General features: G+C 68.1%; 25 protein-coding genes. 10 read left to right on the forward strand and 15 right to left on the reverse strand.

Features of this window, described 5'->3' with window-relative positions; translation table 11 throughout:
• Nucleotides 1-18: 18 nt before the first annotated feature.
• Complete coding sequence (locus AC5W7N_RS28685) at nucleotides 19-336, reverse strand: hypothetical protein (RefSeq protein WP_306043179.1); 318 nt, start codon at nucleotides 334-336, stop codon at nucleotides 19-21.
• 189 nt (nucleotides 337-525) lie between these two features.
• On the opposite strand from AC5W7N_RS28685, the gene AC5W7N_RS28690 reads away from it, so the two are divergent.
• Both AC5W7N_RS28690 and AC5W7N_RS28695 read left to right on the forward strand, forming a co-directional pair.
• A complete protein-coding gene (locus AC5W7N_RS28690) occupies nucleotides 526-1,884 on the forward strand; it encodes an FAD-binding oxidoreductase (RefSeq protein ID WP_163813875.1) in 1,359 nt (452 codons plus the stop codon).
• A 53-nt stretch (nucleotides 1,885-1,937) separates the two neighbouring features.
• Entirely contained in the window at nucleotides 1,938-2,222 is a 285-nt protein-coding gene (locus tag AC5W7N_RS28695; protein WP_163813874.1) for a GNAT family N-acetyltransferase, read from the forward strand.
• 11 nt (nucleotides 2,223-2,233) lie between these two features.
• Here the strand turns inward: AC5W7N_RS28695 and AC5W7N_RS28700 are convergent, their stop codons facing one another.
• The 5 genes from AC5W7N_RS28700 to AC5W7N_RS28720 all read right to left on the reverse strand — a co-directional run bounded on the left by AC5W7N_RS28700 (nucleotide 2,234) and on the right by AC5W7N_RS28720 (nucleotide 7,365).
• Entirely contained in the window at nucleotides 2,234-3,424 is a 1,191-nt protein-coding gene (locus tag AC5W7N_RS28700; RefSeq protein ID WP_495922734.1) for a serine hydrolase domain-containing protein, read from the reverse strand.
• A 230-nt stretch (nucleotides 3,425-3,654) separates the two neighbouring features.
• Nucleotides 3,655-4,815 carry an acyl-CoA dehydrogenase gene (locus tag AC5W7N_RS28705; protein WP_194991584.1) on the reverse strand — a complete coding sequence of 387 codons (1,161 nt, stop codon included), beginning with the start codon at nucleotides 4,813-4,815 and terminating at the stop codon, nucleotides 3,655-3,657.
• Nucleotides 4,816-4,975: 160 nt separating this feature from the next.
• A complete protein-coding gene (locus AC5W7N_RS28710; protein WP_462778387.1) occupies nucleotides 4,976-5,659 on the reverse strand; it encodes a TetR family transcriptional regulator in 684 nt (227 codons plus the stop codon).
• A 31-nt stretch (nucleotides 5,660-5,690) separates the two neighbouring features.
• Nucleotides 5,691-6,200 (reverse strand): 5-(carboxyamino)imidazole ribonucleotide mutase, encoded by a 510-nt coding sequence (gene purE / locus AC5W7N_RS28715; protein ID WP_175585896.1) that lies wholly within the window; start codon nucleotides 6,198-6,200, stop codon nucleotides 5,691-5,693.
• Complete coding sequence (locus AC5W7N_RS28720) at nucleotides 6,193-7,365, reverse strand: 5-(carboxyamino)imidazole ribonucleotide synthase (protein ID WP_194991588.1); 1,173 nt, start codon at nucleotides 7,363-7,365, stop codon at nucleotides 6,193-6,195. The genes purE and AC5W7N_RS28720 overlap by 8 nt, the downstream gene beginning before the upstream one ends.
• Nucleotides 7,366-7,452: 87 nt before the next feature.
• Here AC5W7N_RS28720 and AC5W7N_RS28725 point away from each other — a divergent pair, with 87 nt between their 5' ends.
• Nucleotides 7,453-8,001 (forward strand): GtrA family protein, encoded by a 549-nt coding sequence (locus AC5W7N_RS28725; RefSeq protein ID WP_036533622.1) that lies wholly within the window; start codon nucleotides 7,453-7,455, stop codon nucleotides 7,999-8,001.
• 15 nt (nucleotides 8,002-8,016) lie between these two features.
• On the opposite strand, the gene AC5W7N_RS28730 is transcribed toward AC5W7N_RS28725, so the two are convergent.
• The 5 genes from AC5W7N_RS28730 to AC5W7N_RS28750 all read right to left on the reverse strand — a co-directional run bounded on the left by AC5W7N_RS28730 (nucleotide 8,017) and on the right by AC5W7N_RS28750 (nucleotide 11,670).
• Nucleotides 8,017-9,327 carry a sensor histidine kinase gene (locus AC5W7N_RS28730; RefSeq protein WP_163813868.1) on the reverse strand — a complete coding sequence of 437 codons (1,311 nt, stop codon included), beginning with the start codon at nucleotides 9,325-9,327 and terminating at the stop codon, nucleotides 8,017-8,019.
• Between the two features lies 1 nt (nucleotide 9,328).
• Complete coding sequence (locus AC5W7N_RS28735) at nucleotides 9,329-10,006, reverse strand: response regulator transcription factor (RefSeq protein WP_036533618.1); 678 nt, start codon at nucleotides 10,004-10,006, stop codon at nucleotides 9,329-9,331.
• A 40-nt stretch (nucleotides 10,007-10,046) separates the two neighbouring features.
• Nucleotides 10,047-10,574: a PH domain-containing protein gene (locus tag AC5W7N_RS28740; RefSeq protein WP_163813867.1), complete on the reverse strand. Its 528-nt coding sequence runs from the start codon at nucleotides 10,572-10,574 to the stop codon at nucleotides 10,047-10,049.
• An 87-nt stretch (nucleotides 10,575-10,661) separates the two neighbouring features.
• Nucleotides 10,662-11,459 carry a biotin--[acetyl-CoA-carboxylase] ligase gene (locus AC5W7N_RS28745; protein ID WP_280213432.1) on the reverse strand — a complete coding sequence of 266 codons (798 nt, stop codon included), beginning with the start codon at nucleotides 11,457-11,459 and terminating at the stop codon, nucleotides 10,662-10,664.
• Between the two features lie 28 nt (nucleotides 11,460-11,487).
• Nucleotides 11,488-11,670 (reverse strand): hypothetical protein, encoded by a 183-nt coding sequence (locus AC5W7N_RS28750; RefSeq protein WP_163813866.1) that lies wholly within the window; start codon nucleotides 11,668-11,670, stop codon nucleotides 11,488-11,490.
• 192 nt (nucleotides 11,671-11,862) lie between these two features.
• Here AC5W7N_RS28750 and AC5W7N_RS28755 point away from each other — a divergent pair, with 192 nt between their 5' ends.
• From AC5W7N_RS28755 to AC5W7N_RS28765, 3 genes are all read left to right on the forward strand, one after another.
• Nucleotides 11,863-13,503, forward strand: a complete 1,641-nt coding sequence (locus AC5W7N_RS28755) for an acyl-CoA carboxylase subunit beta (protein WP_163813865.1) — start codon at nucleotides 11,863-11,865, stop codon at nucleotides 13,501-13,503.
• 128 nt (nucleotides 13,504-13,631) lie between these two features.
• On the forward strand, nucleotides 13,632-13,961 hold the full coding sequence (locus AC5W7N_RS28760) for an acyl-CoA carboxylase subunit epsilon (RefSeq protein WP_194992922.1): 330 nt from the start codon (nucleotides 13,632-13,634) through the stop codon (nucleotides 13,959-13,961).
• A gap of 27 nt (nucleotides 13,962-13,988) precedes the next feature.
• Nucleotides 13,989-14,627, forward strand: a complete 639-nt coding sequence (locus tag AC5W7N_RS28765; protein WP_163813863.1) for a nucleoside triphosphate pyrophosphatase — start codon at nucleotides 13,989-13,991, stop codon at nucleotides 14,625-14,627.
• Here the strand turns inward: AC5W7N_RS28765 and AC5W7N_RS28770 are convergent.
• Nucleotides 14,550-15,299, reverse strand: a complete 750-nt coding sequence (locus AC5W7N_RS28770) for a helix-turn-helix transcriptional regulator (protein WP_163813862.1) — start codon at nucleotides 15,297-15,299, stop codon at nucleotides 14,550-14,552. The genes AC5W7N_RS28765 and AC5W7N_RS28770 overlap by 78 nt on opposite strands.
• Before the next feature lie 168 nt (nucleotides 15,300-15,467).
• Between AC5W7N_RS28770 and AC5W7N_RS28775 the strand changes: the two genes are divergently transcribed.
• The 4 genes from AC5W7N_RS28775 (at nucleotide 15,468) to AC5W7N_RS28790 (ending at nucleotide 20,178) form a co-directional block, all read left to right on the forward strand.
• Nucleotides 15,468-16,373 (forward strand): sulfurtransferase, encoded by a 906-nt coding sequence (locus AC5W7N_RS28775; RefSeq protein ID WP_163813861.1) that lies wholly within the window; start codon nucleotides 15,468-15,470, stop codon nucleotides 16,371-16,373.
• Between the two features lie 153 nt (nucleotides 16,374-16,526).
• Complete coding sequence (locus AC5W7N_RS28780; RefSeq protein WP_195020696.1) at nucleotides 16,527-18,329, forward strand: acetyl/propionyl/methylcrotonyl-CoA carboxylase subunit alpha; 1,803 nt, start codon at nucleotides 16,527-16,529, stop codon at nucleotides 18,327-18,329.
• Between the two features lie 293 nt (nucleotides 18,330-18,622).
• A complete protein-coding gene (locus AC5W7N_RS28785; protein WP_195020695.1) occupies nucleotides 18,623-19,564 on the forward strand; it encodes a patatin-like phospholipase family protein in 942 nt (313 codons plus the stop codon).
• Nucleotides 19,565-19,830: 266 nt separating this feature from the next.
• Nucleotides 19,831-20,178 (forward strand): hypothetical protein, encoded by a 348-nt coding sequence (locus AC5W7N_RS28790; protein WP_195020694.1) that lies wholly within the window; start codon nucleotides 19,831-19,833, stop codon nucleotides 20,176-20,178.
• A 21-nt stretch (nucleotides 20,179-20,199) separates the two neighbouring features.
• On the opposite strand, the gene AC5W7N_RS28795 is transcribed toward AC5W7N_RS28790, so the two are convergent.
• From AC5W7N_RS28795 to AC5W7N_RS28805, 3 genes are all read right to left on the reverse strand, one after another.
• Nucleotides 20,200-21,390, reverse strand: coding sequence for a YncE family protein (locus AC5W7N_RS28795; RefSeq protein ID WP_324197397.1), 1,191 nt, complete (start codon nucleotides 21,388-21,390; stop codon nucleotides 20,200-20,202).
• 191 nt (nucleotides 21,391-21,581) lie between these two features.
• Entirely contained in the window at nucleotides 21,582-22,931 is a 1,350-nt protein-coding gene (lat, locus tag AC5W7N_RS28800) for an L-lysine 6-transaminase (protein ID WP_195020693.1), read from the reverse strand.
• A 64-nt stretch (nucleotides 22,932-22,995) separates the two neighbouring features.
• Nucleotides 22,996-23,448, reverse strand: a complete 453-nt coding sequence (locus AC5W7N_RS28805) for an Lrp/AsnC family transcriptional regulator (RefSeq protein WP_036533594.1) — start codon at nucleotides 23,446-23,448, stop codon at nucleotides 22,996-22,998.
• Between the last annotated feature and the right edge of the window lie 46 nt (nucleotides 23,449-23,494).

Genomic DNA, 23,494 nt, shown 5'->3' on the forward strand with positions numbered 1-23,494 from the left:
GGCGGGGAAACGCGCCGGTCAGGCCATGCGGGCGCGGGTGTCCGCGCCGCCATCGCCGAGTGCGGCCCATGCGGTGAGGCAGCGGCGGCGGGTGACGTCGTCGGCCTCGGTGAGCAGGGCGTCCAACAGCACCCGTGGATCCTCACGCCACTGCGCGGTGACCGTGGCGACGGTGTCGGTGCCGAACATCCCGGACCGATCGAGGGCCAGCGCCCATTCGGCGTGCTCACCCGCGTGTACGCGGCGCAACGCCGCCGGATCGACCCCGCCGTCGACGAACTCGGCGGAGAACATCGCGGCCACCAGCTCCCGGCAACTCTGCGGTTCGACTTGCATCAACGCCATCCCTCCGCCCGACCAGTGCACAAACCCCGACAGCTGATTGTCGCCCCATGCCCTGCCGCAGGGCCACTCCGGCGCGCGACATCACATTCGGCGGCTTGCGCGCCCGGCTGCGGCACCGGCGGTGCCTGCCACGCGCGGCTGGGCGCGGCAAGGATCGTCCCGGACGCTAGCGTTGTCGCTGTGGACCTGCACGATCTGATCGACTCCCTGCCCGACGGCGCGGTGGTCACCGACCCCGATCTGCTCGACGGCTACCGGCACGACTGGGCCCGCGACCCCGATGCGGGCACCCCGCTGGCGGTGGTCCGGGCGAGCAGCACCGCCGACGTCGCGGCGACGCTGCGCTGGGCGCACGCGCGGAGGGTCCCGGTGGTGCCCCGTGGCGCGGGTTCGGGGCTGTCCGGCGGGGCGACCGCGGTGGACGGCGGGATCGTGCTGAGCACCGAACGCATGCGCGAGATCACCGTCGACCCGATCACCCGTACCGCGGTGGTGCAGCCGGGCCTGCTCAATGCCGAGGTCAAGCGGGCCGTCGCCGAGCACGGGCTGTGGTATCCGCCGGACCCGTCGTCGTTCGAGATGTGCTCGATCGGCGGCAACGCCGCGACCAACGCGGGCGGGCTGTGCTGTGTCAAGTACGGAGTCACCACCGATTACGTGCTCGGCATGGAGGTCGTGCTCGCCGACGGCACCCCGGTGCGGCTGGGCGGGCCGCGGTTGAAGGATTCGGCTGGCCTGTCGCTGACGAAACTGTTCGTCGGCAGCGAAGGCACCCTCGGCGTCATCACCGAACTCACCCTGCGGCTGCTGCCCGCGCAACCACCGCAGAGCACGGTGGTCGCCTCGTTCGGCACACTCGCCGCGGCCACCGAGGCGATCCTGTCCATCACCGGTGCGCTGCGCCCGGCCATGCTCGAATTCATGGACACCGTCGCGATCAACGCGGTGGAGGACGAGATGCGCATGGGCCTGGATCGCGAGGCCGCCGCGCTGCTGGTCGCCCGATCCGACGCGCCAGGCGCGTTCGCCGCGCACGAGGCCGAGATCATGGTCGCCGCCTGCGAGAAGGCCGGCGCCACCGAGGTCTTCCACACCGAGGACCCCGCGGAAGGTGAGGCCTTCACCGCCGCCAGGCGATTCGCCATCCCCGCGGTGGAACGACTCGGGCCGCTGCTGCTCGAAGACGTCGGCGTGCCACTGCCGCGCCTGGGCGAGCTGGTCGACGGCATCGCCGAGATCGCCGAACGCAACGATGTGATCGTCTCGGTGATCGCGCACGCGGGCGACGGCAACACCCACCCACTGATCGTGCACGACCCCACCGATCCGGATATGACCGAACGCGCCCACCGGGCCTTCGGCGAGATCATGGACCTGGCCATCGCCCTCGGCGGCACCATCACCGGCGAACACGGCGTCGGCAGGCTCAAGAAGGCCTGGCTGCCCGATCAGCTCGGCCCCGACGTGATGGCGTTGACCGCCCGCATCAAAGACGCGCTCGACCCGCACGGCATCCTCAATCCGGGCGCCATCCTGTGATCGAATCGAGCGCATCCGGAACAACCGCGCCGGAGAAGGAGTTCCACCCCGATATGACCACCAGGCTCGAACACAATGTCGCCGATACCCGATTCGAGATCTACATCGACGACACCCTCGCCGGCTACGCCGATTACTCCGAACGCGAGGACGCCAAGGTCCGCGACTTCCACCACACCATGACGTTCCCGGAATTCCGTGGCCGCGGCGTGGCCGCCCAGGTGGTCGAATACGCGCTCGCCGATTCCAAGGACAACGGCTATTCGGTGGTTCCCACCTGCTGGTATGTCGATCAGTACATCGGCGCGCACCCGGAGTACGCCGACCTGGTCGCCTGAGCGGCCGCGAGTCAGCCCGCGCGGGCGATGGTGCGGAAGACCTCGAAGGTCTCCGTCTCGTCCTGCGAGGTGCCGTAATCACTGAGCTTGACGATGACGGTGCGGCTGGGCGGATCGACCCAGATGTATTGGCCGTAGACGCCGACCGCCGACAGATCCGCGCCGTCGCCGCCGTCCGGATGCCACCACTGCGCCGAGTAGCCCTCATCGGAGACCCGGTGCGGTGACGGCGTACTGATGCGCTCGATCCAGGCCGGCGGCACGAGCTGGTTATCGCCGACGCGGCCGCCGTCGGCGACCAGCTGCCCGATCTTGGCGAAATCGCGGGCGGTGGCATTGAGACAGCAGAACGCCTTCTCCTGGCCGCCCTCGCGATCGAGATTCCACAGGGCGTCGTCCACCGCGCCGATCGGCGCCCAGATATCGCGCGCCAGCAGCTCACTCAGCGAAGTACCGGTAACGCGCGCCAGCGCCATACCGAGCAGCTGGGTGTCGACGCTGCGGTAATCGCCCTTGCTGCCGGGCGGGAAGATCAGCGTGCGATGCCCGTCGACGAACTCGGCAAGATCGGTGGTCAGATACATGCGGGCGGTGCCGGTGAACGGTGCCCACTTGTTGTAGTTCTCCGAAACATCGATGCCCGAACTCATATCGAGCAGATCACCGATGGTGACCTTGTCGTAGTCGGCGCCGGTGGCGAGTTCGGGCAGCAGATCGACCAGCCGGTCGTCCTCGCTCATCTGCCCGGCGCCGATGGCCCGGCCGATCAGCAGCGACACCACCGATTTGGCCACCGACCAGGACGACTGCTTCGTGGTCGGACCGACGCCGTCGCGGTACCACTCGTGGATCATCACCCCGTCGCGCAGCACCACGAACGAATTGGTCTTCGTGGTGTCGAGGAACTCGGCCACCGAGATCCGCGCACCCTTCCATGGCACCGTATCCGGTAGCGGCGCTTCGGCTTTCGGCAGCGGCCGCGGCTGCGGCGACGCGGGCACGGTGCGCGAGGCGAACAGCTCACCCTGGGTCGACGGCGGTGCGAACATCAGCTGCGCCAATGTCGGCGGGGAGGGCAGCGACATGAGGGCGGTGGCGCCGAACGCGGCGGCGATCAGCAGCACCACCGTCGCCGCCAATCCGACAGCCGCGCGGAGTAGGTATCGACGCCTGCGCGACGGCTGTGCTGCCGGCTCGTTCATGAACGGTCCTCGCTATCGGTTCCATCGGCGAGACCGGCGTTCACAACGGCCGAGAGCGCCGCGCTCATCGTATCCGGGGCGCGCGATGCGAGCCGGGCGACGGGTGGGCAGCGACCGATGGGGCGCATACACGGCTATACGGAACGGAAGCCCCGGGCGATCGAACCGATATGGTCCGATCGCCCGGGGCTGCCACGTCGAGCTCTTCCGGCCGCTCGGCCGGCGAGTACTCAGCCCTTGAGCAGGGCGCGGCTCATCACCAGACGCTGGATCTGGTTGGTGCCCTCGTAGATCTGGGTGATCTTGGCGTCACGCATCATCCGCTCCACCGGGAAGTCGGTGGTGTAGCCGGCGCCGCCGAAGAGCTGGACGGCGTTGGTGGTGACTTCCATGGCCACATCGGAGGCGAAGCACTTGGCCGCGGCGGAGATGAAGCCGAGGTTCTGCTCACCACGCTCGGCGCGCGCGGCCGAGGTGTAGACCATCAGGCGGGCAGCTTCCACCTTCATCGCCATATCGGCCAGCATGAACTGGGTGTTCTGGAAGTCGGCGATGGCCTTGCCGAACTGCTTGCGGTCCTTGGTGTAGGCGATGGCCGCGTCGAGCGCGCCCTGGGCCAGGCCGACGGCCTGCGCGCCGATGGTGGGGCGGGTGTGGTCGAGGGTCTGCAGCGCGGTCTTGAAACCGGTGCCCGGCTCGCCGATGATGCGGTCGCCCGGCACCCGGCAGTTCTCGAAGTACAGCTCGGCGGTGGGCGAACCCTTGATGCCGAGTTTGTGCTCGAGCGGGCCGACGACGAAGCCCTCGTCATCCTTGTGCACCATGAACGCGGAGATGCCGTTGGCGCCCTTGTCGGGATCGGTCACGGCCATCACGGTGTACCACTCGGACTTGCCGCCGTTGGTGATCCAGCACTTGGAGCCGTTGATCACCCAGTCGTCACCGTCCTGCTTGGCGCGGGTGCGCATGGACGCGGCGTCGGATCCGGCCTCACGCTCGGACAGACAGTACGAGGCCATCTTGCCGTTCACCAGGTCGCCGAGCACCTTCTGCTTCAGCTCCTCGGAGCCGTTCAGGATCAGGCCCATGGTGCCGAGCTTGTTGACCGCGGGGATCAGTGACGAGGAACCGCAGACGCGGGCGACCTCTTCGATGACGATGCAGGTGGCGACCGAGTCGGCGCCCTGGCCGCCGTAGGCCTCGGGCACGTGCACGGCGTTGAAGCCCGCGGCGTTGAGGGCGGTCAGCGCCTCTTCCGGGAAGCGGGCGTTGCCGTCGACGTCCTTGGCGTAGGGCGCGATCTCCTTCTCGGCCAGGCCGCGGATGGCAGCACGCAGCTCATCGTGGAAGTCCTCGAGCTTGAACAGGTCGAAATCGGGGTTTCCCGCCATCGGGCACGCTCCTGATCGTGTGTGAAAAGCTGCGGTCCTTTCCGGACACACAGATTGGTCCGGCACTCAGTGCCACGTCGACGCCGAGTATACGCGCCGAACGGGCACTACCGGGAGAGACCGTATGGCACTGAGTGTCAGAATCCAGCTGTGTGGCTGGTCACAGATTACCGAGGCGGTGTTCGAGCAGGTCGGCGACCCGGCGCGGCGGCAGGTCGCGCGGGAACACCGCGAGCACCATCTCATCCGACCGCGGCCGCTGCCCGCCGCGCGGAATCGCGGCCAGTTCGACCCGCAGATCGGCCGCACCGGCATCGGATTCCCCGCGCACCATGCGCCGCAGCAGATAGTTGTGCGTCGCAGTGACCGCCGCGGTGAACTGCACCCTGGCCAGATCAGAGGCCTCCGGCAACCGTTCGCGCAGGAAATCGGTGAACAGCCGCTCGTACCGGAACACCGTCACGATCTCGCGTTCGCGCAGTGCGGGCACCCGCCGCACCACCCGGTACCGGCGCGCGGCGATATCGCGCCACTGGGTGAATCGTTGGAACACCTGCACCACCGCCGAGCACACCGCGTCCCACGGGTCCTCCTCGCTGGCGCTCAGGTATTCCCCCGCCGCCGCCAGCTGGGCTTCGTGATCGGCGAAGATCACGTCCTCTTTCGAACGGAACTGCCGGAAGAACGTGCGCCGCGAAATCCCCGCGGCCTCCGCGATCGCATCCACCGACGTCGCCTCGTACCCCTGCTCGGCGAACAGCCGCAAGGCCACATCCACCACGGCCAAGCGGAACCGGACGGTGTCGTCACCCGCTGTGACCCGCGCTGTGTCGTCGGTCGTCATCGTTTCACCGTATCGAGCGCCGGCGCGGTACTCAGCCGAGCAGCTTGCGGCGCAGCGCCTCGTCCTTGTCCAGCACCATCTGCTCCAGCCCGGCCTGGAACTGGCGCATCCGCTCCAGCAGGGCCGGATCCTGGGTGGCGAGGATGCGGGCGGCGAGCAGGCCTGCGTTGCGGGCGCCACCGATGGAGACGGTGGCGACCGGGACGCCCGCGGGCATCTGCACGATGGACAGCAGCGAGTCCATCCCGTCGAGGTACTTCAACGGGACCGGGACACCGATCACCGGCAGCGGGGTCGCCGAGGCGACCATGCCCGGCAGATGGGCGGCCCCGCCCGCACCGGCGATGATGACCTTGATACCGCGCCCGGCGGCGTCACGGGCGTAGTCGAGCATGCGCTGCGGGGTGCGATGCGCGGAGACCACGCCGACCTCGAAGCGGATCCCGAACTCGGCCAGCGCCTCGGCGGCGGCCTCCATGGTCGGCCAGTCGGAGTCGCTGCCCATGATCAGGCCGACTGCCGGGCCCTGCTGCTCACTCATGCGGATCCCATCCGTCGGTCCATACGGCGTGCGACATCCAATGCGCCGCCCGCTCGGCCTTCTCGCGCACCGTCGCGACATCATCGCCCAGCACGTTCACATGCCCGATCTTGCGATCCGGGCGCTCACCCTTGCCGTACAGGTGCACCTTGGCATCCGGCATCCGGGCGAACAGATGATGCAGCCGCTCGTCCATCGACATGGCAGGCGCCTCGGGCGCGCCGAGAATGTTCGCCATCACGGTGACCGGCGCCAGCGGGCTGGTGTCGCCGAGCGGGTAGTCGAGTACCGCGCGCAGATGCTGTTCGAATTGGCCGGTGCGGGCGCCGTCCATGCCCCAGTGCCCGGAATTGTGCGGGCGCATGGCCAGCTCGTTGATCAGCAGGGTTCCGTCGTGGGTCTCGAACAGCTCCACCGCCATCGCACCGACCACACCCAGTTCGTTGGCCAGCGCGAGCGCCATGGTCTCGGCTTCGGCACCCACCTGCTCCGGCAACTCCGGCGCCGGCGCGATGACGACCGCGCACTGCCCCTTGCGCTGCACGGTCTCCACCACCGGCCAGGTCGCGGCCTGCCCGAACGGCGAGCGCGCCACCATCGCGGACAGCTCCCGCTTCAGGTCCACCCTGGCCTCGGCCAGCAGCCGCACCCCGTTCGCCAACTGCTCGGTGACGATCAGCTCGGCCTCGGCGGCGTCCTCGGGCATCCACACTCCGCGCCCGTCGTAGCCGCCGCGCACCGCCTTGATGACGATGGGCCAGCCCTGTTCGGCGCCGAACTTCACCGCGTGGGCGGGCTCGGACACCTCCACGAACGCGGGCACCGGCAGCCCCATGCTCGACAGTTTCGTCCGCATGGCCAGCTTGTCCTGGGCGTAGAGCAGCGCCGACGGCGGCGGCTGCACGTTCACGCCCTCGGCGACCAGCGTCTCGAGGTGTTCGGTCGGCACATGCTCGTGATCGAAGGTCAGCGCGTGCGAACCCACCGCGGCGGCGCGCAGCGCGGCCAGGTCGGTGTGACTTCCGAGGACGACGTCGGGGCTGACCTGCGCGGCCGGATCGCCGGGCTGCTCGGCGAGCACCCGAAGGCGCTGGCCCAATGCGATGGCGGCCTGGTGCGTCATGCGCGCGAGCTGGCCACCGCCGATCATGGTGACGGTCGGCATTGCCGAAGGATCGAAGGAACGTGCGCTCACGTCGGTCAATACTGTCATGTCCGGTGCGAATGACCGCTACCGGTACACTCGGGCCTTGTGTCATTCGTCGACGACGTGGTCAGCGTCCTTCCCAAGCCTGCGCAGGAGATCGCGTATCGCCACCGCGAGCTGATCAAGTTCGCCATCGTCGGCGCGACGACCTTCGTCATCGACAGCGGGATCTTCTACCTACTGAAGTGGACGGTTCTGGAGCCGAAGCCGGTCACCGCGAAGATCATCTCCGGTGTGATCGCGGTGATCTGTTCCTACATCCTCAACCGGGAATGGTCGTTCAAGAACCGCGGCGGCCGCGAACGCCACCACGAAGCCGCACTGTTCTTCGCCGTCAGCGGCGTCGGCGTGGTGCTGAGCTTCGTGCCGCTATGGATTTCCAGTTACGTCTTCCACCTGCGCCAACCCGACGTCAGCTTCCTTGTGGAGAATGTCGCCGATTTCATCAGCGCGTTCATCATCGGCAATCTGCTGCAGATGGCGTTCCGCTTCTGGGCCATGCGCCGCTGGGTGTTCCCCGATGAGATGGAACAGATCATGGAAGAGTTCGAAGAGCTCGTCGAGGAAGAGCGCCGCCTCGGCCATCAGGGCTGAGCGATCGCCGCGAAGCTAGCGCGGCTCCCCCACCACCCCGTTGGCCTGACGCGTCGCCGTCGGCGCCCCGAGGAACACCGCGAACAACGCGGGCCTGCGCCGCTGCAATTCCAGCCGCCCGCCATCGGCCTCGATCAACGCCCGCGCCAGCGCCAGCCCCACCCCGGTCGAACCGGCGCCGGAGAAACCCCGATCGAAGATGTGCGGGGCCAGCTCATCGCTGACGCCGTCGCCCTCGTCGGCGATCTCCACACACACCAGCGGCTCCCGATCGCCACCGGGACGCACCGTGCGCACCGACACCGTGCAGGTGCCGCCGCCGTGCATGAGGGCATTGTCGATCAGCACCGCGACCGCCTCCCGCAACCGGGAACCGGTGATCGGCGCGCGCAATTGGTCGTCGCCGATCAGTTGCAGGGTGCGCCCGGCCTCGGTGAACGGATGGGTCCATTCGGTGACGATGCCGCGCAGCTCGTCCATCACCGGCACCGGATCGCGGTCGGTGGCGTCCTCGTCACGGGAGGCGCGCACCAGATCATCAATCGCCTCGGTGAGCCGGTCGACCTGCGCCATCGCCTCCTCGGCCTCGTGCACCACATCCGGATCGCGGTGCGCCGACAGCTCGTCCAGGCGCAGCCGCACCGCGGTGAGCCTGCTGCGCAACTGATGGGAGACGTCGGCCACCAGCGCGTGCTCGCGTTGCAGCCGGCCGGCGATCTCGACGGTCGCCGAATCGAGCACATCGGAGACCCGGTCCAGCTCGGCGATGCCGTGCCTGCGCGGATCGGGCCGGAAATCACCCATGGCCAGCCTGGCCGCCCGCGCCGCCACATCGCGCAGCGGATCGGCGACCCTGCGCGCGGTCACCACCGCCACCGCGACCGCGGCGCTGAGCGAGGCCAGCACGGCCAGCCCCACCACGGCGACCGCCTGGCGCTGCCTGGCATGCATCGGCGCCGAAGGCACCTCGAGCCGCAGCGACCCCGACGCACCCATCGACAGCGATTCCAGCAGCGGATCCTGCACCCGCTCCGGGCCGATATCCACCTGCGAGGCGTTGTCGTGCGGTGCGGGATAGATGATGGTGAGCTTGCCGTCGTCGGGCACCAGCGGACGCACCGTGCGCAGATCGAGGCCGTCGTGCACCCGCCCGTCCTCGCGTTCCTGGGCGATCACCTCCACCGCGATCCGTTCGAGCCGGTTCTGCAGATCGTTGCGGGTGATGTCCTCGACCCACAGCCACGCGGTGTAGGTCAGCGGCACACCGAGCGCCACCGTGGTGAGCATGAGCACGGTCAGCATGGACCGCAGAATCCGGCGCCGCACGTCAGTCGGTGTTCAGCCGGAATCCGACACCGCGCACGGTGACGATGCGTCGCTCCGCCATCGGACCCTCGTCCCCGATCTTGCGGCGCAGCCACGACATGTGCATATCGAGGGTCTTGGAGCCGCGCAGTTCGGCATCGCCCCACACCTCGCGCAGGATGGTCTCGCGCGAGACCACCTGGCCTGCCCGGTCGATGAGCACCTTGAGCAGCTCGTACTCCTTGTTGGCCAGACCGACCTCGACGCCGTTGACCAGCACCCGCCGCGCGGCGGGCTCGAGCCGGATGCCACCCACCTCGACGGTGTCGTCGCCGATTCCGCTGCGCCGCAACAGCGCTCGCACCCGAGCCAGCAGTTCGGCCAGCCGGAACGGTTTACCCACGTAGTCGTCGGCGCCCGCGTCCAGCCCGACCACGAAATCGACCTCGTCGGTGCGCGCGGTCAACATCAGTACCGCCAGATCGGCGCCACGCGCCCGCACCTGACGGCACACCTCCAGCCCGTCCATGCCGGGCAGCCCGAGATCGAGGATCAGCAGATCGTGGTTGCCTTCGAGCGCGCGGCGCAGCACCGCGGGACCGAAGCGTTCGACGGTGACCGAGTAGCCTTCCCGGCCCAAGGCGCGCGAGAGCGGCGCGGCGATGGCCTCATCGTCCTCGGCCAGCAGTACAGCGGTCATAGAGCAAGATTACGGACCGACGCCAGGACCGGCGCGCCGCTCACCGGTAGCCGTGCGAATCGTCACGATGGCCGCGCTCGACCTCGAACACCTGGTGGTAGAGCAGCGCGTGCACCTGCTGCACCGCCGGGATGTCGTCGTATTCGAGCGGTTCCTCCGACGAGGATCCGATGATCAGGGTGCCGGTGCCGAGCAGCCGGTCGAACAGGCCGTGCCGGAACTGCACACTGGAGATGCGGCTCATCGGAATATCGATGCCGGTGTGGGTGATCACGCCCTGGCGCACCAGGACCCGCCGCTGAGTGATGATGAAATGCGTCGACTTCCAGCTGATCAGCGGAATGACGCAACGCCAGATCACGATGAGCAGCCAGATCAGGAAGATCACCAGCAACAGGATCGACCGGCCCGGCGCCTCGGTGTTGCGGTAGGCCACCCCGCCGGCGAAGCCCGCGACGGCGGTGGCGACGATCAAGGTGACGACCGGCCAGAACAGCATCTTCCAGTGCGGATGGCGATGCAGTATCAGCTCTTCGTCGGGCGCCAGGACGTCCTCCGGATAACCCATGTGCCGAACCCTACCGCCCACCACGGCGAAACCACCGGCGCGCGGCGTGGTGTCGACGGAACGCGCTCGACCGCAACGAGTTCAGCTCTATTCGGGGCGCAGGTGGGTGACGTCGCCTGCCGAGACCGCCCGATCACCGATCAGCAGCCGGCCCGCGTCGTCGACGTCGGTGGCCACGCCGGTCAGCGTCTTGCCGCCGGGCAGGTCGGCGCGCACCCTGGCGCCGAGCGTCGCGCACCGCTCCCGGTAGGCGTGCGCCAGATGGGCGACGGCCCAATCCTCTTCGCGCCAGGCGGTGATTCGGCGGGCGAATTCGGTGAGGATCGAACGGGCCACCGCGGTGCGGTCGACGCCGTCCGCACCGGCCAGCGTCAGCGAGGTGGCATGCGGGACCGGCAGCTCGTCCTCGGCGAGGCTCACGTTGAGCCCGATGCCGACCACCACCGCGAGCTCGGCGCCGCTCGCGGCGACCTCGGCGAGGATGCCCGCCACCTTCCGGCCCTCGATCAAGACATCGTTCGGCCATTTGAGCGTCGCGGGCACCGAGGCAGTGGTGCGCAGCGCGTCCACCACCGCCACTCCTGTCAACAGGGGTAGCCAACCGAGTGCGGTCGGATCGATCCCCGGCAACCGCACCAGAATCGACAGCGCGATCTGCGCGCGCGGCGGGCTCACCCACACCCTGGCGTGCCTGCCGCGCCCCTGCTCCTGCGCCTCGGCCAGCAGCGCGATCCGGTCGGCGGCCGGATCGGCCGCCCTGGCGATCAGATCGGCGTTGGTGGATCCGGTCGTCTCCACCACCTCGATCTCGCGATAGAACGACAACTGGTCGTCCTCGGCGATATCGCGCCGCAACTGCTCTGCATCCAACGGTGGCCTGTGCACATGCGCAGGCTACTCGCCGTCGGCGGCGCTACCCCGCGAGATCGAAATCGGCCGGACGCGGTGCCGATCGCATCGCGGAGCCGCCTCCGGTCTCCCCTTCGGCGGCCTCGGCGGTGAATCCGGATTCCGCGGCCGACTCCGCTTCGGTGAACTTCGGTTCCGGCTCGGCGACCGGCCGGGTGAACGCCGCCGCGGTCGCGTGTTCGGCCACCGATCTACTCCATCCGAACATGCTCGCTCCCTCCCCTGAGCTCGAAAAATGAATGCTCACAGGGTATTGCGAAGCCCTTTGGGAAAGAAACCGATTTTCCGGCCCGACCCCATGCCCACCTGGGCTTTTCTACTGACCGGTAGCCCTTCCTGGGTTAACAGGCGGTACTGGCACTGGTTACACTCCGAACCCATGACGAGTGTCCAGCAGCAGCCTACGCCGGGACCGGCGGGTGCCCCAGATATCCACACCACCGCCGGCAAGCTGGCTGACCTGCGGAATCGGCTGGAAGAGGCCAAGCACCCGATGGGTGAGGCCGCGGTCGACAAGGTGCACGCCAAGGGCAAGATGACCGCCCGCGAACGCATCTTGGCCCTGCTCGACGAGGGCTCCTTCGTCGAGCTGGACGCCTTGGCGCGCCACCGCAGCGTGAACTTCGGCTTGGAGAACAACCGCCCGCTCGGCGACGGTGTGGTCACCGGTTACGGCACCATCGACGGCCGCGACGTGTGCATCTTCAGCCAGGACGTCACCGTCTTCGGCGGCAGCCTCGGCGAGGTGTACGGCGAGAAGATCGTCAAGGTCATGGATCTGGCGCTGAAGACCGGCCGCCCGCTGATCGGCATCAACGAGGGCGCGGGCGCGCGCATCCAGGAGGGCGTGGTCTCCCTCGGCCTCTACGGCGAGATCTTCCACCGCAACATCCAGGCCTCCGGCGTGATCCCGCAGATCTCGCTGATCATGGGCCCGGCCGCCGGTGGGCACGTGTACTCGCCCGCGCTCACCGACTTCGTGGTGATGGTCGATCAGACCAGCCAGATGTTCGTCACCGGCCCCGACGTGATCAAGACCGTCACCGGTGAAGAAGTCACCATGGAAGAACTCGGTGGCGCCAACACCCACATGACCAAGTCCGGTGTCGCGCACTACGTCGCCTCCGGCGAGCAGGACGCCCTCGACTACGTCAAGGACCTGCTGTCCTACCTGCCGAGCAACAACCGTGCCGAGGCGCCGCGTTTCCCGGCCACCGACCCGATCGACGGCGCCATCGAGGACTGCCTCACCGAGGAAGACCTCGAGCTGGACACGCTGATCCCGGACTCGCCGAACCAGCCCTACGACATGCACGAGGTGATCCGTCGCCTGCTCGACGACGACGAATTCCTCGAGGTGCAGGCCGAGCGCGCGATGAACATCATCGTCGGCTTCGGCCGCGTCGACGGCCGCAGCGTCGGCATCGTCGCCAACCAGCCCACCCAATTCGCCGGCTGCCTCGATATCGACGCCTCGGAGAAGGCCGCGCGGTTCGTGCGCACCTGCGATGCGTTCAACATCCCGATCATCACCCTGGTCGATGTTCCCGGCTTCCTGCCCGGCACCGGACAGGAATACAACGGCATCATCCGGCGCGGCGCGAAGCTGCTCTACGCCTACGGCGAGGCCACTGTGGGCAAAATCACGATCATCACGCGTAAGGCCTACGGCGGCGCCTACGACGTCATGGGTTCCAAGCACATGGGCGCCGATGTGAACCTCGCCTGGCCCACCGCGCAGATCGCCGTGATGGGTGCCTCGGGGGCCGTCGGATTCGTCTACCGCAAGCAGCTGGCCGAGGCCGCCAAAGAGGGCGCCGACGTCGATGCGCTGCGGCTCGAGCTGCAAAACGAGTACGAGGACACCTTGGTCAACCCCTACGTCGCCGCCGAACGCGGATACGTCGACGCGGTCATCCCGCCCTCGCACACCCGCGGCCAGATCGTGTCCGCGCTGCGACTGCTGGAACGCAAGATGGTGACCCTGCCGCCGAAGAAACACGGCAACATTCCGCTGTGAATCAGCGATACCCTCGTTGAGCCGCGCACACTGGTTGCAGTGATGCAATGAGTGAATCCGACGATGATTGCGTCTCTTGACCGGACACGACCCTCGTCCGGCCAAGGCAAGAGAGAGGATCTGGCACCGTGACAATCGTGGCAGATGAAGAAGTGTTGACCGCCGCCGAACTCGACCTCGCGGTCGACTCGCTCGATGACGCCGCGGCAGTCGGCACCGACGTCGACGCTGCCCTGGCTGCGGTCGCGGGCGACAAGCCCTTCCTGATCATCGAAAAGGGCGCGCCCACCGATGAGGAGATCGCGGCGCTGGTGTGCGTGCTGAGCGCGGCGGCCGGCAGTGCGGCGCCCACGGGCCCACAGGGACCGAACGATTTCTGGGGCAGGCCCACCATGATGCACCGCGGCACCTCGCCGTTCTCCCCGTACGCGTTCCCGCAGCTGTCGCATCTGCGCTGAGCCGACGGCGCCGGGAGGGGAACAACCGTGACCGAACTGGTTCTCGCGTCGGCGTCCCCTGCCCGGCGCACGGTGCTGCGGTCCGCGGGCATCGAGCCCATCGTCCGGGTCTCGGACGTGGACGAGGATGCCGTGGCCGCTGCGCTGCCCGCTGATACCCCGCCGCAACGGGTCGTTGTCGAACTGGCCAGGGCCAAGGCCGCGACGGTCGCCGCGGCAGTTCCCGATTTCGCCGCCGACTGTGTGGTGGTCGGCTGCGATTCCATGCTGCTGATCGACGGCACGCTGCAAGGCAAACCGCATACCCCCGAGGTGGCCCGGGCCCGCTGGAACGCGATGGCGGGCCGCAGCGCCGAACTCATCACCGGGCACTGCGTGCTGCGGCTGCTGGACGGCGCCGTGACCGCCGAAGCGGTGGATTGCAGCTCCACCACGATTCATTTCGCCAAGCCCGAACCCGAGGCGCTGGAGGCCTATATCGCCACCGGTGAGCCCTTGCAGGTGGCGGGAGCGTTCACCCTCGACGGTCTCGGCGGCTGGTTCGTCGACCGCATCGACGGTGATCCGTCGAGTGTGATCGGGATCGGGCTACCACTGCTGCGCAGGTTGCTCGATGATGTCGGGGTCGGTGTCGCGGACCTGTGGCGGCATCCCGCCGACCACTGACGGCGCCGGACGCGCGCCCTCGTAGGGCTCGCGCCCCACGGCCAGCAGGGCCAGCCGCAATTCGCACACCTCGGCCTCGACGAACGGATCGAGGCTGACCGCCACCCGGTCGCGGGCGCCGTTGCGGTCGAGCACCTCCTGCAGCAGCCCCTGATGCACCCCGCAGACCACCTCGGAATGCGTGCGGGCCAATTCGCGCAGCGGGCAGGCCGTGAGCCGGATGGTGACCTTCTCGTCGGTATCGCCAGACGGATCACGTTCGGGGGCGAATCCGAGCTCCGACATCAACGACATGGCCAGATCTTTGGCCTCGCCGAGCGATTCGGCCGGCTGCTCCACCACGTCCAAGCGGGCGCCCCACGCACGACCGGCCGCCACCGCGGCTTCGGCGCGACGGCGCGGATCCGGGCCGAGCTGATCGGCGAGCACCTGCGCCAGTTCCTGATAACCGACCGTTCGCTGAACGGCTCGGTACCCGATGCGCGGGCGTCCGCGCCCGCGCGGCGGCTGCTGAAACTGCCGAACCAGTGATTCCCGGGTGAGGACATCGAGATGGAATCGGACGGTGGTGACGTGCTGTCCGGTGATCTTGGCCAGTTCCTGGGCGTCGAGAGGCTCGCTGGCGCCACGTAGGATCGCGAGCAGTCGCCGCCGCGGCCACGAATCGGACATAGCTCACCCCTCCTCCCGGGAGACTTTATCGGATGCTCGTGCGATTTATTCGCCCAATCAGCCGATTTGTGATCTGAAACGAGATTCATCTTCGGGTCACACATACCATGCACTGTGCGACCCCGATACCGCCCTACCGCCGCCTACCTCGTGTGAAGGATCCCTGACGTGCCCGTCGCCCCGGACCCCAATCCCGCCTTCGGTGCCTACGCACACCCACAACGACTAGTAACCACGGAATGGCTGTCGGCAAACATCGGCGCTCCCGGGCTGAAGATCATCGAGTCGAACGAAGACATCCTGCTCTATGACATCGGTCATGTGCCCGGCGCCACCAAGATCGACTGGCGTGGCGACCTGAACGACCCGGTCACCCGCGATTACATCGACGGCGCGCGGTTCACCGAACTCATGCGGTCCAAGGGCATCGAACGCGAGGACACCGTCGTCGTCTACGGCGATCGCGGCAATGCGCAGGCAGCGCACACGCTCTGGGTGCTCACCCTGTTCGGCCACGAGGACGTCCGGCTGCTCGACGGCGGCCGCGAGGCCTGGATCGGCGAAGAGCGCGACACCACCTTCGAACCGCCTCGCCTGGCACCGAGCAGCTATCCCGTCGTACGCCGCGACGACGGCACCGATCGGGCCTTCCGCTCCGAGGTGCTCAATCACCTGGGCAAACCGCTGGTCGATGTGCGCTCGCCGGAGGAATACACCGGTGAGACCTCCGCGGCGCCGGACGATCTGGCGCTGCGGGCAGGCCATATCCCGACCGCGGTGAACATTCCGTGGACCGAGGCGCTGAATTCCGACGGCCGCTTCCGGCCGCGCGCCGATCTCGACGCCCTCTACGGCGAACTCACCGCCGAAGACGCTTTGATCGTCTACAGCAGGGTCGGCGAGCGTTCCAGCCACACCTGGTTCGTGCTCAAATACCTGCTCGGCTTCGATTCGGTCCGCAATTACGACGGCTCCTGGACCGAATGGGGCAACTCGGTGCGCATGCCGATCGCTCGCGGAAGTGAGCCCGGCAGCGCCCCGGCCGGTGCCGGTCGCCGGGCTCGTAGCAGGTAACACAGACCCCGGCCGACCATATATGTGATCCACAACCTACTCTTCGGTAGGACTATCCGAGTTCGGCGTCTGTTGGCAGACTGCCTACACTCGCCCCAGACGTTGAGTTGTCGACCCAGGGGCGACCACAGAGAAGATTGCACAGGAGGCTCAGTGCCCAGCCATGCCAGCGCGCAGATCACGAAGGTACTCGTAGCTAACCGAGGCGAGATCGCCGTGCGCGTGATCCGGGCGGCCAAGGATGCCGGTATCGGCAGCGTTGCGGTGTATGCCGAACCCGATGCCGATGCCCCGCACGTCAAGCTCGCCGATGAGGCCTTCGCCCTCGGTGGACAGACGTCGGCAGAGTCGTACCTGGTGTTCGACAAGATCCTCGACGCCGCCGCCAAGTCCGGCGCCGATGCCATCCACCCCGGTTACGGATTCCTTTCCGAGAACGCCGACTTCGCCCAGGCCGTCATCGACGCCGGGCTGATCTGGATCGGCCCGTCGCCGCAGTCCATCCGCGACCTCGGTGACAAGGTCACCGCCCGCCACATCGCCGAACGCGCGAACGCGCCGATGGCCGCGGGCACCAAGGACCCGGTCAAGAATGCCGACGAGGTCGTCGAGTTCGCCAAGAAGTACGGCGTGCCGGTGGCCATCAAGGCCGCCTTCGGTGGTGGTGGCCGCGGCATGAAGGTCGCCCACAGCATCGAAGAGATTCCCGAGCTGTTCGAATCGGCCACCCGCGAGGCCGTGGCCGCGTTCGGTCGCGGCGAGTGCTTCGTCGAGCAGTACCTGGACAAGGCCCGCCACGTCGAGGCGCAGGTCATCGCCGACAAGCACGGCAACGTGGTGGTCGCCGGTACCCGTGACTGCTCGCTGCAGCGCCGGTTCCAGAAGCTGGTCGAGGAGGCGCCCGCGCCGTTCCTGTCCGACGAGGTGCGCGCCAAGATCCACGAATCGGCCAAGCGGATCTGCCGCGAGGCCCACTACTACGGCGCCGGCACCGTGGAGTACCTGGTGCAGGGCGAGACCGTGTCGTTCCTCGAGGTGAACACCCGCCTGCAGGTCGAGCACCCGGTCACCGAGGAAACCTCGGGCATCGACCTGGTGCGCCAGCAGTTCCGCATCGCCAACGGCGAAGAACTGTCGATCAAGGAAGACCCGACTCCGCGCGGGCACTCCATCGAGTTCCGGATCAACGGTGAGGACGCCGGCCGCGGCTTCCTGCCCGCCCCCGGCCCGGTCACCGCCTACTCCGAGCCCACCGGCCCCGGCGTGCGCGTGGACTCCGGCGTGGTGGCCGGCAGCGTGATCGGCGGCCAGTTCGACTCCATGCTGGCCAAGCTGATCGTCACCGGCGAGAACCGCACCCAGGCCCTGGAACGGGCCCGGCGCGCGCTGGCCGAGTTCCACGTCGAGGGCCTGGCCACCGTCATCCCGTTCCACCGCGCGATCGTCGAGGATCCGGCGTTCATCGGTGACGGCGAGAAGTTCGACGTCTACACCAAGTGGATCGAGAACGAGTGGAACAACACCATCGAGCCCTACACCGGTGGCGCCCCGCTCGATGAGGACGAAGAAGGCCCGCGGCAGAAGGTGGTCGTCGAGGTCGGCGGCCGTCGCGTCGAGGTCTCGCTGCCCGGCAACTTCACCGTCGGCGCCGGCGCCGCCGGTGCGGGTGGCAACGGGGCCGGTGTGATCCGCAAGAAGCCCAAGCCGCGCAAGCGCGGCGGCGCGGGCGCCGGTGCGGCCTCTGGTGACTCGGTCACCGCACCCATGCAGGGCACCGTCGTCAAGGTCGCCGTCGAAGAAGGCCAGACCGTCGAAGCCGGCGACCTGATCGTCGTGCTCGAAGCCATGAAGATGGAAAACCCGGTCAACGCCCACAAGGCCGGCGTGGTCACCGGCCTCGCCGTCGAAGCCGGCGCCGCCATCACCCAGGGCACCGTCCTCGCCGAAATCAAGTAGGACCGGGCAGGCCGAAGACCTACGGGCCGCGAACGAGGAGCTGATCAGCCCCCGTTCGCGGCCCGTCTCGCGTCTCCGCTGCCGCTGCGCAGGCCGAAGGCGAGCAACCCGCACGACACGCGGCCCATGAGCCCAACCCCGGAGGGCGACCCCGAGGAGCCCCGTCCGCGGCCCGTCTCACGTTTCCGTTCGCGGTGCGCACGCCGCAGGCGAGCAGCGCGAACGGAAACGCGAGACATTGGGGGCCGCGAACACGCCGCGCCTGCGGCCGGACAACCCAGTATCGTGGTCGCGTGACCAGCTCTGTCCCCGCCGTCGCGGAGGTCATTCGTGCCCGCGTCGAGTCCGGTAGCCGCGCCGATGGGCATCGGCTGGTGCTCGTCGTCGAGGGCGGCGGCAGTCGCGGGGTGTATTCCAGCGGCATGGTGCACGGGCTGGAGCAGCTGGGGTTGGCCGGGGTGTTCGATGCCGTCTACGGCACGTCGGCCGGTGCGATCAATGGTGCGTGGCTGCTGTGCGGACGGGCCGAGCCGGGGATGCGGTCGTGGACCGATCCGGTGATCATGCGCCGTGCGATCGATCCCGCCCGGTTGTTGCGTGGCCGTCCGGCCTTCGATCTGCGGTATCTGGTGCATCAGGTGTACGACGGCATCGAGCCGATGGATTTTCCGGCCATCCTGGCCAACTCCACCACCTTCCACCCGGTGGCCACCGATGTGCGCACCGGCTTGGCGGTGGACCTGAATCGGCACATCGTGGACAAGCACACCTTGATGACCGCACTGCGGGCGTCGGCGGGGTTGCCGATCCTGGCCGGGCCACCGGTCGCGCTGGGTGACGCCTACTACTTGGACGGCGGGCTCGCCGAAACCGTGCCGATCCGCACCGCGCTGCGGTCCGGCGCGACCCATGCGCTGGTCTTGCGTACCCGTCGGGTGGACGAGCGCCGCCCGCCCGCCTCGCGCGTGCATTCGGTGGTCGGCGGCACCTATCTGCGGGTGCGCGCGCCCGGCGCCTACCGGGCCTGGCTGGAGCGCCCGCACCAGCAGGCAGTGGAGGACCGGGTCTTGGCCGGCCTCGGCGACGCTGTCCTGCAGATCCACCCGCCCGTGGGTTCGCCCGCCGTCGACAGTGCGGCCCGCGATACCGATCTGCTGGCGCGGGCCCTCGAGATCGGGCGGCAGGCGGCGCATGCGGCGCTGGGCGCGGTCGTAGCGCAGCGCGATCGGGGCTGATCGGCTGAATGCACGTCGACCGGGCCGTCGGGATGCTGCTCGGTGAACGTCCGGATCGGTTCGCGCCGAGACATCCTGACGTAGGCGCCTCGGGCGCGCTGCCTACCCACGCTCGGTGCTGTCGCCCGGCTGCCGAGCCGATCAAGTCGCGCGGCAGCTGCCGAGGCATGGCCGATCGTCTCGCGGCTAACCTTGCACCGGAAGCCGACCACGGTCGTGCGGAGTACCGCCGATGCGCTGCCGGGCACGTGAGACGAAGAGAGCTGATGGAACCGATCGAGATCAACGCGGGCTCCTGGTACCTGCGCGCCCTGCGCGCCGACGACCGCATCGACGACCGCCCGGCGCTGGCCGAAGGCGGCATCACCGACCCCGGCTATGTGAACCGCCGCTCCACCCAGTGGGACGACGAAACCCACTACTCCTGGGCGGTGTGCGAGCCGACGACCGCAGAACTCGTCGCCGAGATCGGCGTCACCCCCGGCGCCGACGGCACCGCCGAGATCACCGGCTGGTCCCGCCCGGGCTACGACGAAGCTCTCGACGCCGGGCTGACGGCAGTGCGGCGGTTCACCGAGGGCGCACTCGGTCTGAGCCCGCGCCGAGTGGGCTGAGCGATCCGCACCACCTCGGCCTCAACGCATGACGCCCGTGTGCCCGGTGGAATACCGCCCCGGCTGCGGCCACACCGTCAGCCCGTGCGCGCCTTTCCCGACCGGGATGCGCGCCAGTAGCTTCCAGTCGATGATGTCGATGGCGTAGACCTCGCCGTGGTGGCGGCCGGAGACCCAGAAGATGCGGCCGTCGGCGGAGATATTGCCCATATCGGGGCTGCCGCCGCCGGGCAGATGCCACTTGTGCACCAGCTTGTCCTGGGCGAAGTCCCACACCGAGATGCTGCCCTCGTGCCGATTGGTGATGATCATCTGCTTGGAGTCACGGGTGATGTAGAGCCCGTGCGCGCCATGACCGGTGGGCACGAAGCCGGTGTTCTCGAAGGTGAGGGCGTCGAAGACGTAGATGCCGTTGGCGACCATGTCGGCGACGAAGAACTGGGTGCCGTCCGGTGAGAGCTTCACATCCTGCGGTTTGCCGGAGCGGCCGCCGGGCAGGTCGATGGTTCTGATCGGCTTGCGTTCGGCGACGTCGAAAACCAGCATCCGCCCGATGAATTCGCAGCTGGCCAGGGCGAAGCGGCCGTCGGCTGTGAAGTCCATATGGTCGACGCCCGCGCAGTCGGGCACCGGAACGCCGTGCAGCTTCTGCCACGTCTTCGGATCGTAGAAGTCCAGGGACTTGTCCGCCTCGGCGACGACGAGCGCGAATTTGCCGTCCGGCGTGTAGTACATGTTGTACGGGTCGCGCACCGGAATCGGGGCGCCGGGCTTGCCGGTTCGCGGGTCGATGGGCAGCAGGCTGCCGCCGCCGATGGGCAGATCGTTGGTGGCGTAGAGGGTCTGCATGTCATAGGACGGGACCACATGCTGGGGTTCCTGCCCGCCCGAGGGGAAGGTGTCGACCACCTGGAAGGTCGCCTGGTCGATCACGGTGACGGTATTGGATTCGCTGTTGGGCACGTAGACGAGCGGGCGATGGTCGGCCACCGACGGGTCCAGTTCCCGGTTGGCCGCGTACACGTCGGTGTCCGACAGCGGTGGCGGCATACCGGGGAGCAGGTTCGTCAGGTGCGGAGGCGGCGCCGAGGTGGTGGTGGCGGTGGCGCCCTCGGTGTGCTGGACCGAACCGGCTTCGCTCGTGCTGGAACACCCGGCGACGGCCGCGACCACGGCCAGCGAGGCGACAAGGGAAGCCCGGCGTCGCCGCACGCCGTGGTCGATTCGACAGGTATGGGGTCTGGCACCGGAGACCCGCGTCGCAGCCTCCGAACACTGACCGCGAACGCCGGCCACCGGCGCTGAATTGTGGTGCTGACGGGAGGACATGGCAGCGAAGCATAGGGATAGCCACCCGGTAGCGCAGCTGTCCGCGCCGTACAGGGCGGGAAACCGTCGATCGCTCAGTGCAGGTCGGTGAGCACCCGGTCCAGCGCCGTCACCGCCGCGTCGAGTTCCTCGACGGTCACCGTCAACGGCGGACGGAATCGGATGCCGCGTTCGCCGGTACCGATGATGAGTACGTGCTCGCGTTCGCGCAGCTGGGTGAGCACATCGTCGCGGAAGCGGGTGTCGGGCAGCGTGATCGCGCACATGAGCCCGCGACCTCGCGGTTCGGTGACGGTCGGATGCCGCTGCACCAGCTCGGTGAGCCGGTCGAGCAGGTGCGCGCCGAGCAGCCGGGAGCGTTCCACGAGTCCGTCGCGTTCGATCACCTCGAGGATGCGGCGGGTGCGCACCATATCGGTCAGGTTGCCGCCCCAGGTCGAGTTCAGCCGGGAACTCACCGCGAACACATTGTCGGGCACCTCGTCCACGCGCCCGCCTGCCATCACACCGCAGACCTGGGTCTTCTTCCCGAAGGCCACCACATCCGGTGTCAATCCGAATTGCTGGTACGCCCAGGTGGTTCCGGTCATGCCGACACCGGTCTGCACCTCGTCGAGTACGAACAGTGCGTCGTTGTCGTGACACAGCTGCTGCATCGCGAGGAAGAACTCAGGGCGCAGATGGCGATCGCCGCCCTCGCCCTGGATCGGTTCGGCGATGAAACACGCGATGTCGTGCGGGTTCTCGGCGAACGCACGCGCGGCCTGATCGAGCGCGAGCCGTTCCGCCGCGGCGATATCGCGTCCCTCGCCCAGGTACGGCGCATCGATGCGCGGCCAGGCGAAGGCCGGGAAGCGGGCGGTCTTGTTCGGGTCGGTATTGGTCAGCGACATCGTGTAGCCGGTGCGTCCGTGGAAAGCGCCGGTCAGGTGCATCACCTGGGTGCCGAGACGCGGTGAGCGGCCGTGGCTTTCGTTATGCCTGCTCTTCCAGTCGAAAGCCACCTTGAGCGCGTTCTCCACGGCGAGACCGCCGCCGTCGATGAAGAACAGGTGCGGCAGCCGGGGATCGCCGAGCACCCGCACGAAGGTTTCCACGAAGCGGGCCATGGCGACGGTGTAGATGTCGGAGTTGCTCGGTTTGTTGAGGGCGGCGGCGGCCAGCTCCGCGACGAACGCCTCGTCACCGGCGAGCGCCGGATGATTCATGCCGAGCGCGTTGGAGGCGAAGAAGCCGAACATGTCCAGGTAGACGGTGCCGTCACGTTCGTCGACGAGCTGGCGGCCCTGCGATTGTCGTAGGTCAAGAACCAGCTCGAAGCCATCGGCGAGGATGCTCGCCGACAAGATCTCATGGACTCGGGATGCGGTGGTGACCGATACCTCGTCACCATCCGGGCGGGTGCGCTCCAGTTCGATGGTCACATCCGCAGGGTACGAAAGATTTAGCGAAATCTCTACAACAATACGGAGAAACTCCGGTCAAAGCCTATCTGTCGTAGAATGTCTGCAAGATGATGGTGCTTCGCGTACGGACATTTGCGGTCGCGCGGATCTCCTGCAAGAGCTGCTCCAGGTGCCGGGGCGAGGCCACCCGCACCAGCAGCACATAACTCTCGTCGCCCGCCACCGAGTGGCAGGCCTCGATGCCGGGGATCTGCTGCAACAATGCGGGCGCGTCATCGGGTTGAGACGGGTCGAGAGGAGTGATCGCGACAAATGCCGACAGCAGATGCCCCAGCGCCTCGGGATCGACCTTCGCGGTGTAGCCACGGATCACGCCGCGCGCTTCCAGCCTGCGCACCCGCGACTGCACCGCCGACACCGACAGGCTGGCTTTCTCGGCCAGATTCGACAGGGTCGCCCGGCCATCGGCCATCAGTTCGCGAATCAATAGCCGATCGATGTCGTCGAGAACGGGCTTTGCCGGTGTTTCCGCCATCAGCGAAGGCTAACGCAGCCAACGCGGCCCGTGCAGAAAACTTGTA

It is taken from the genome of Nocardia sp. CDC519, assembly GCF_059509835.1.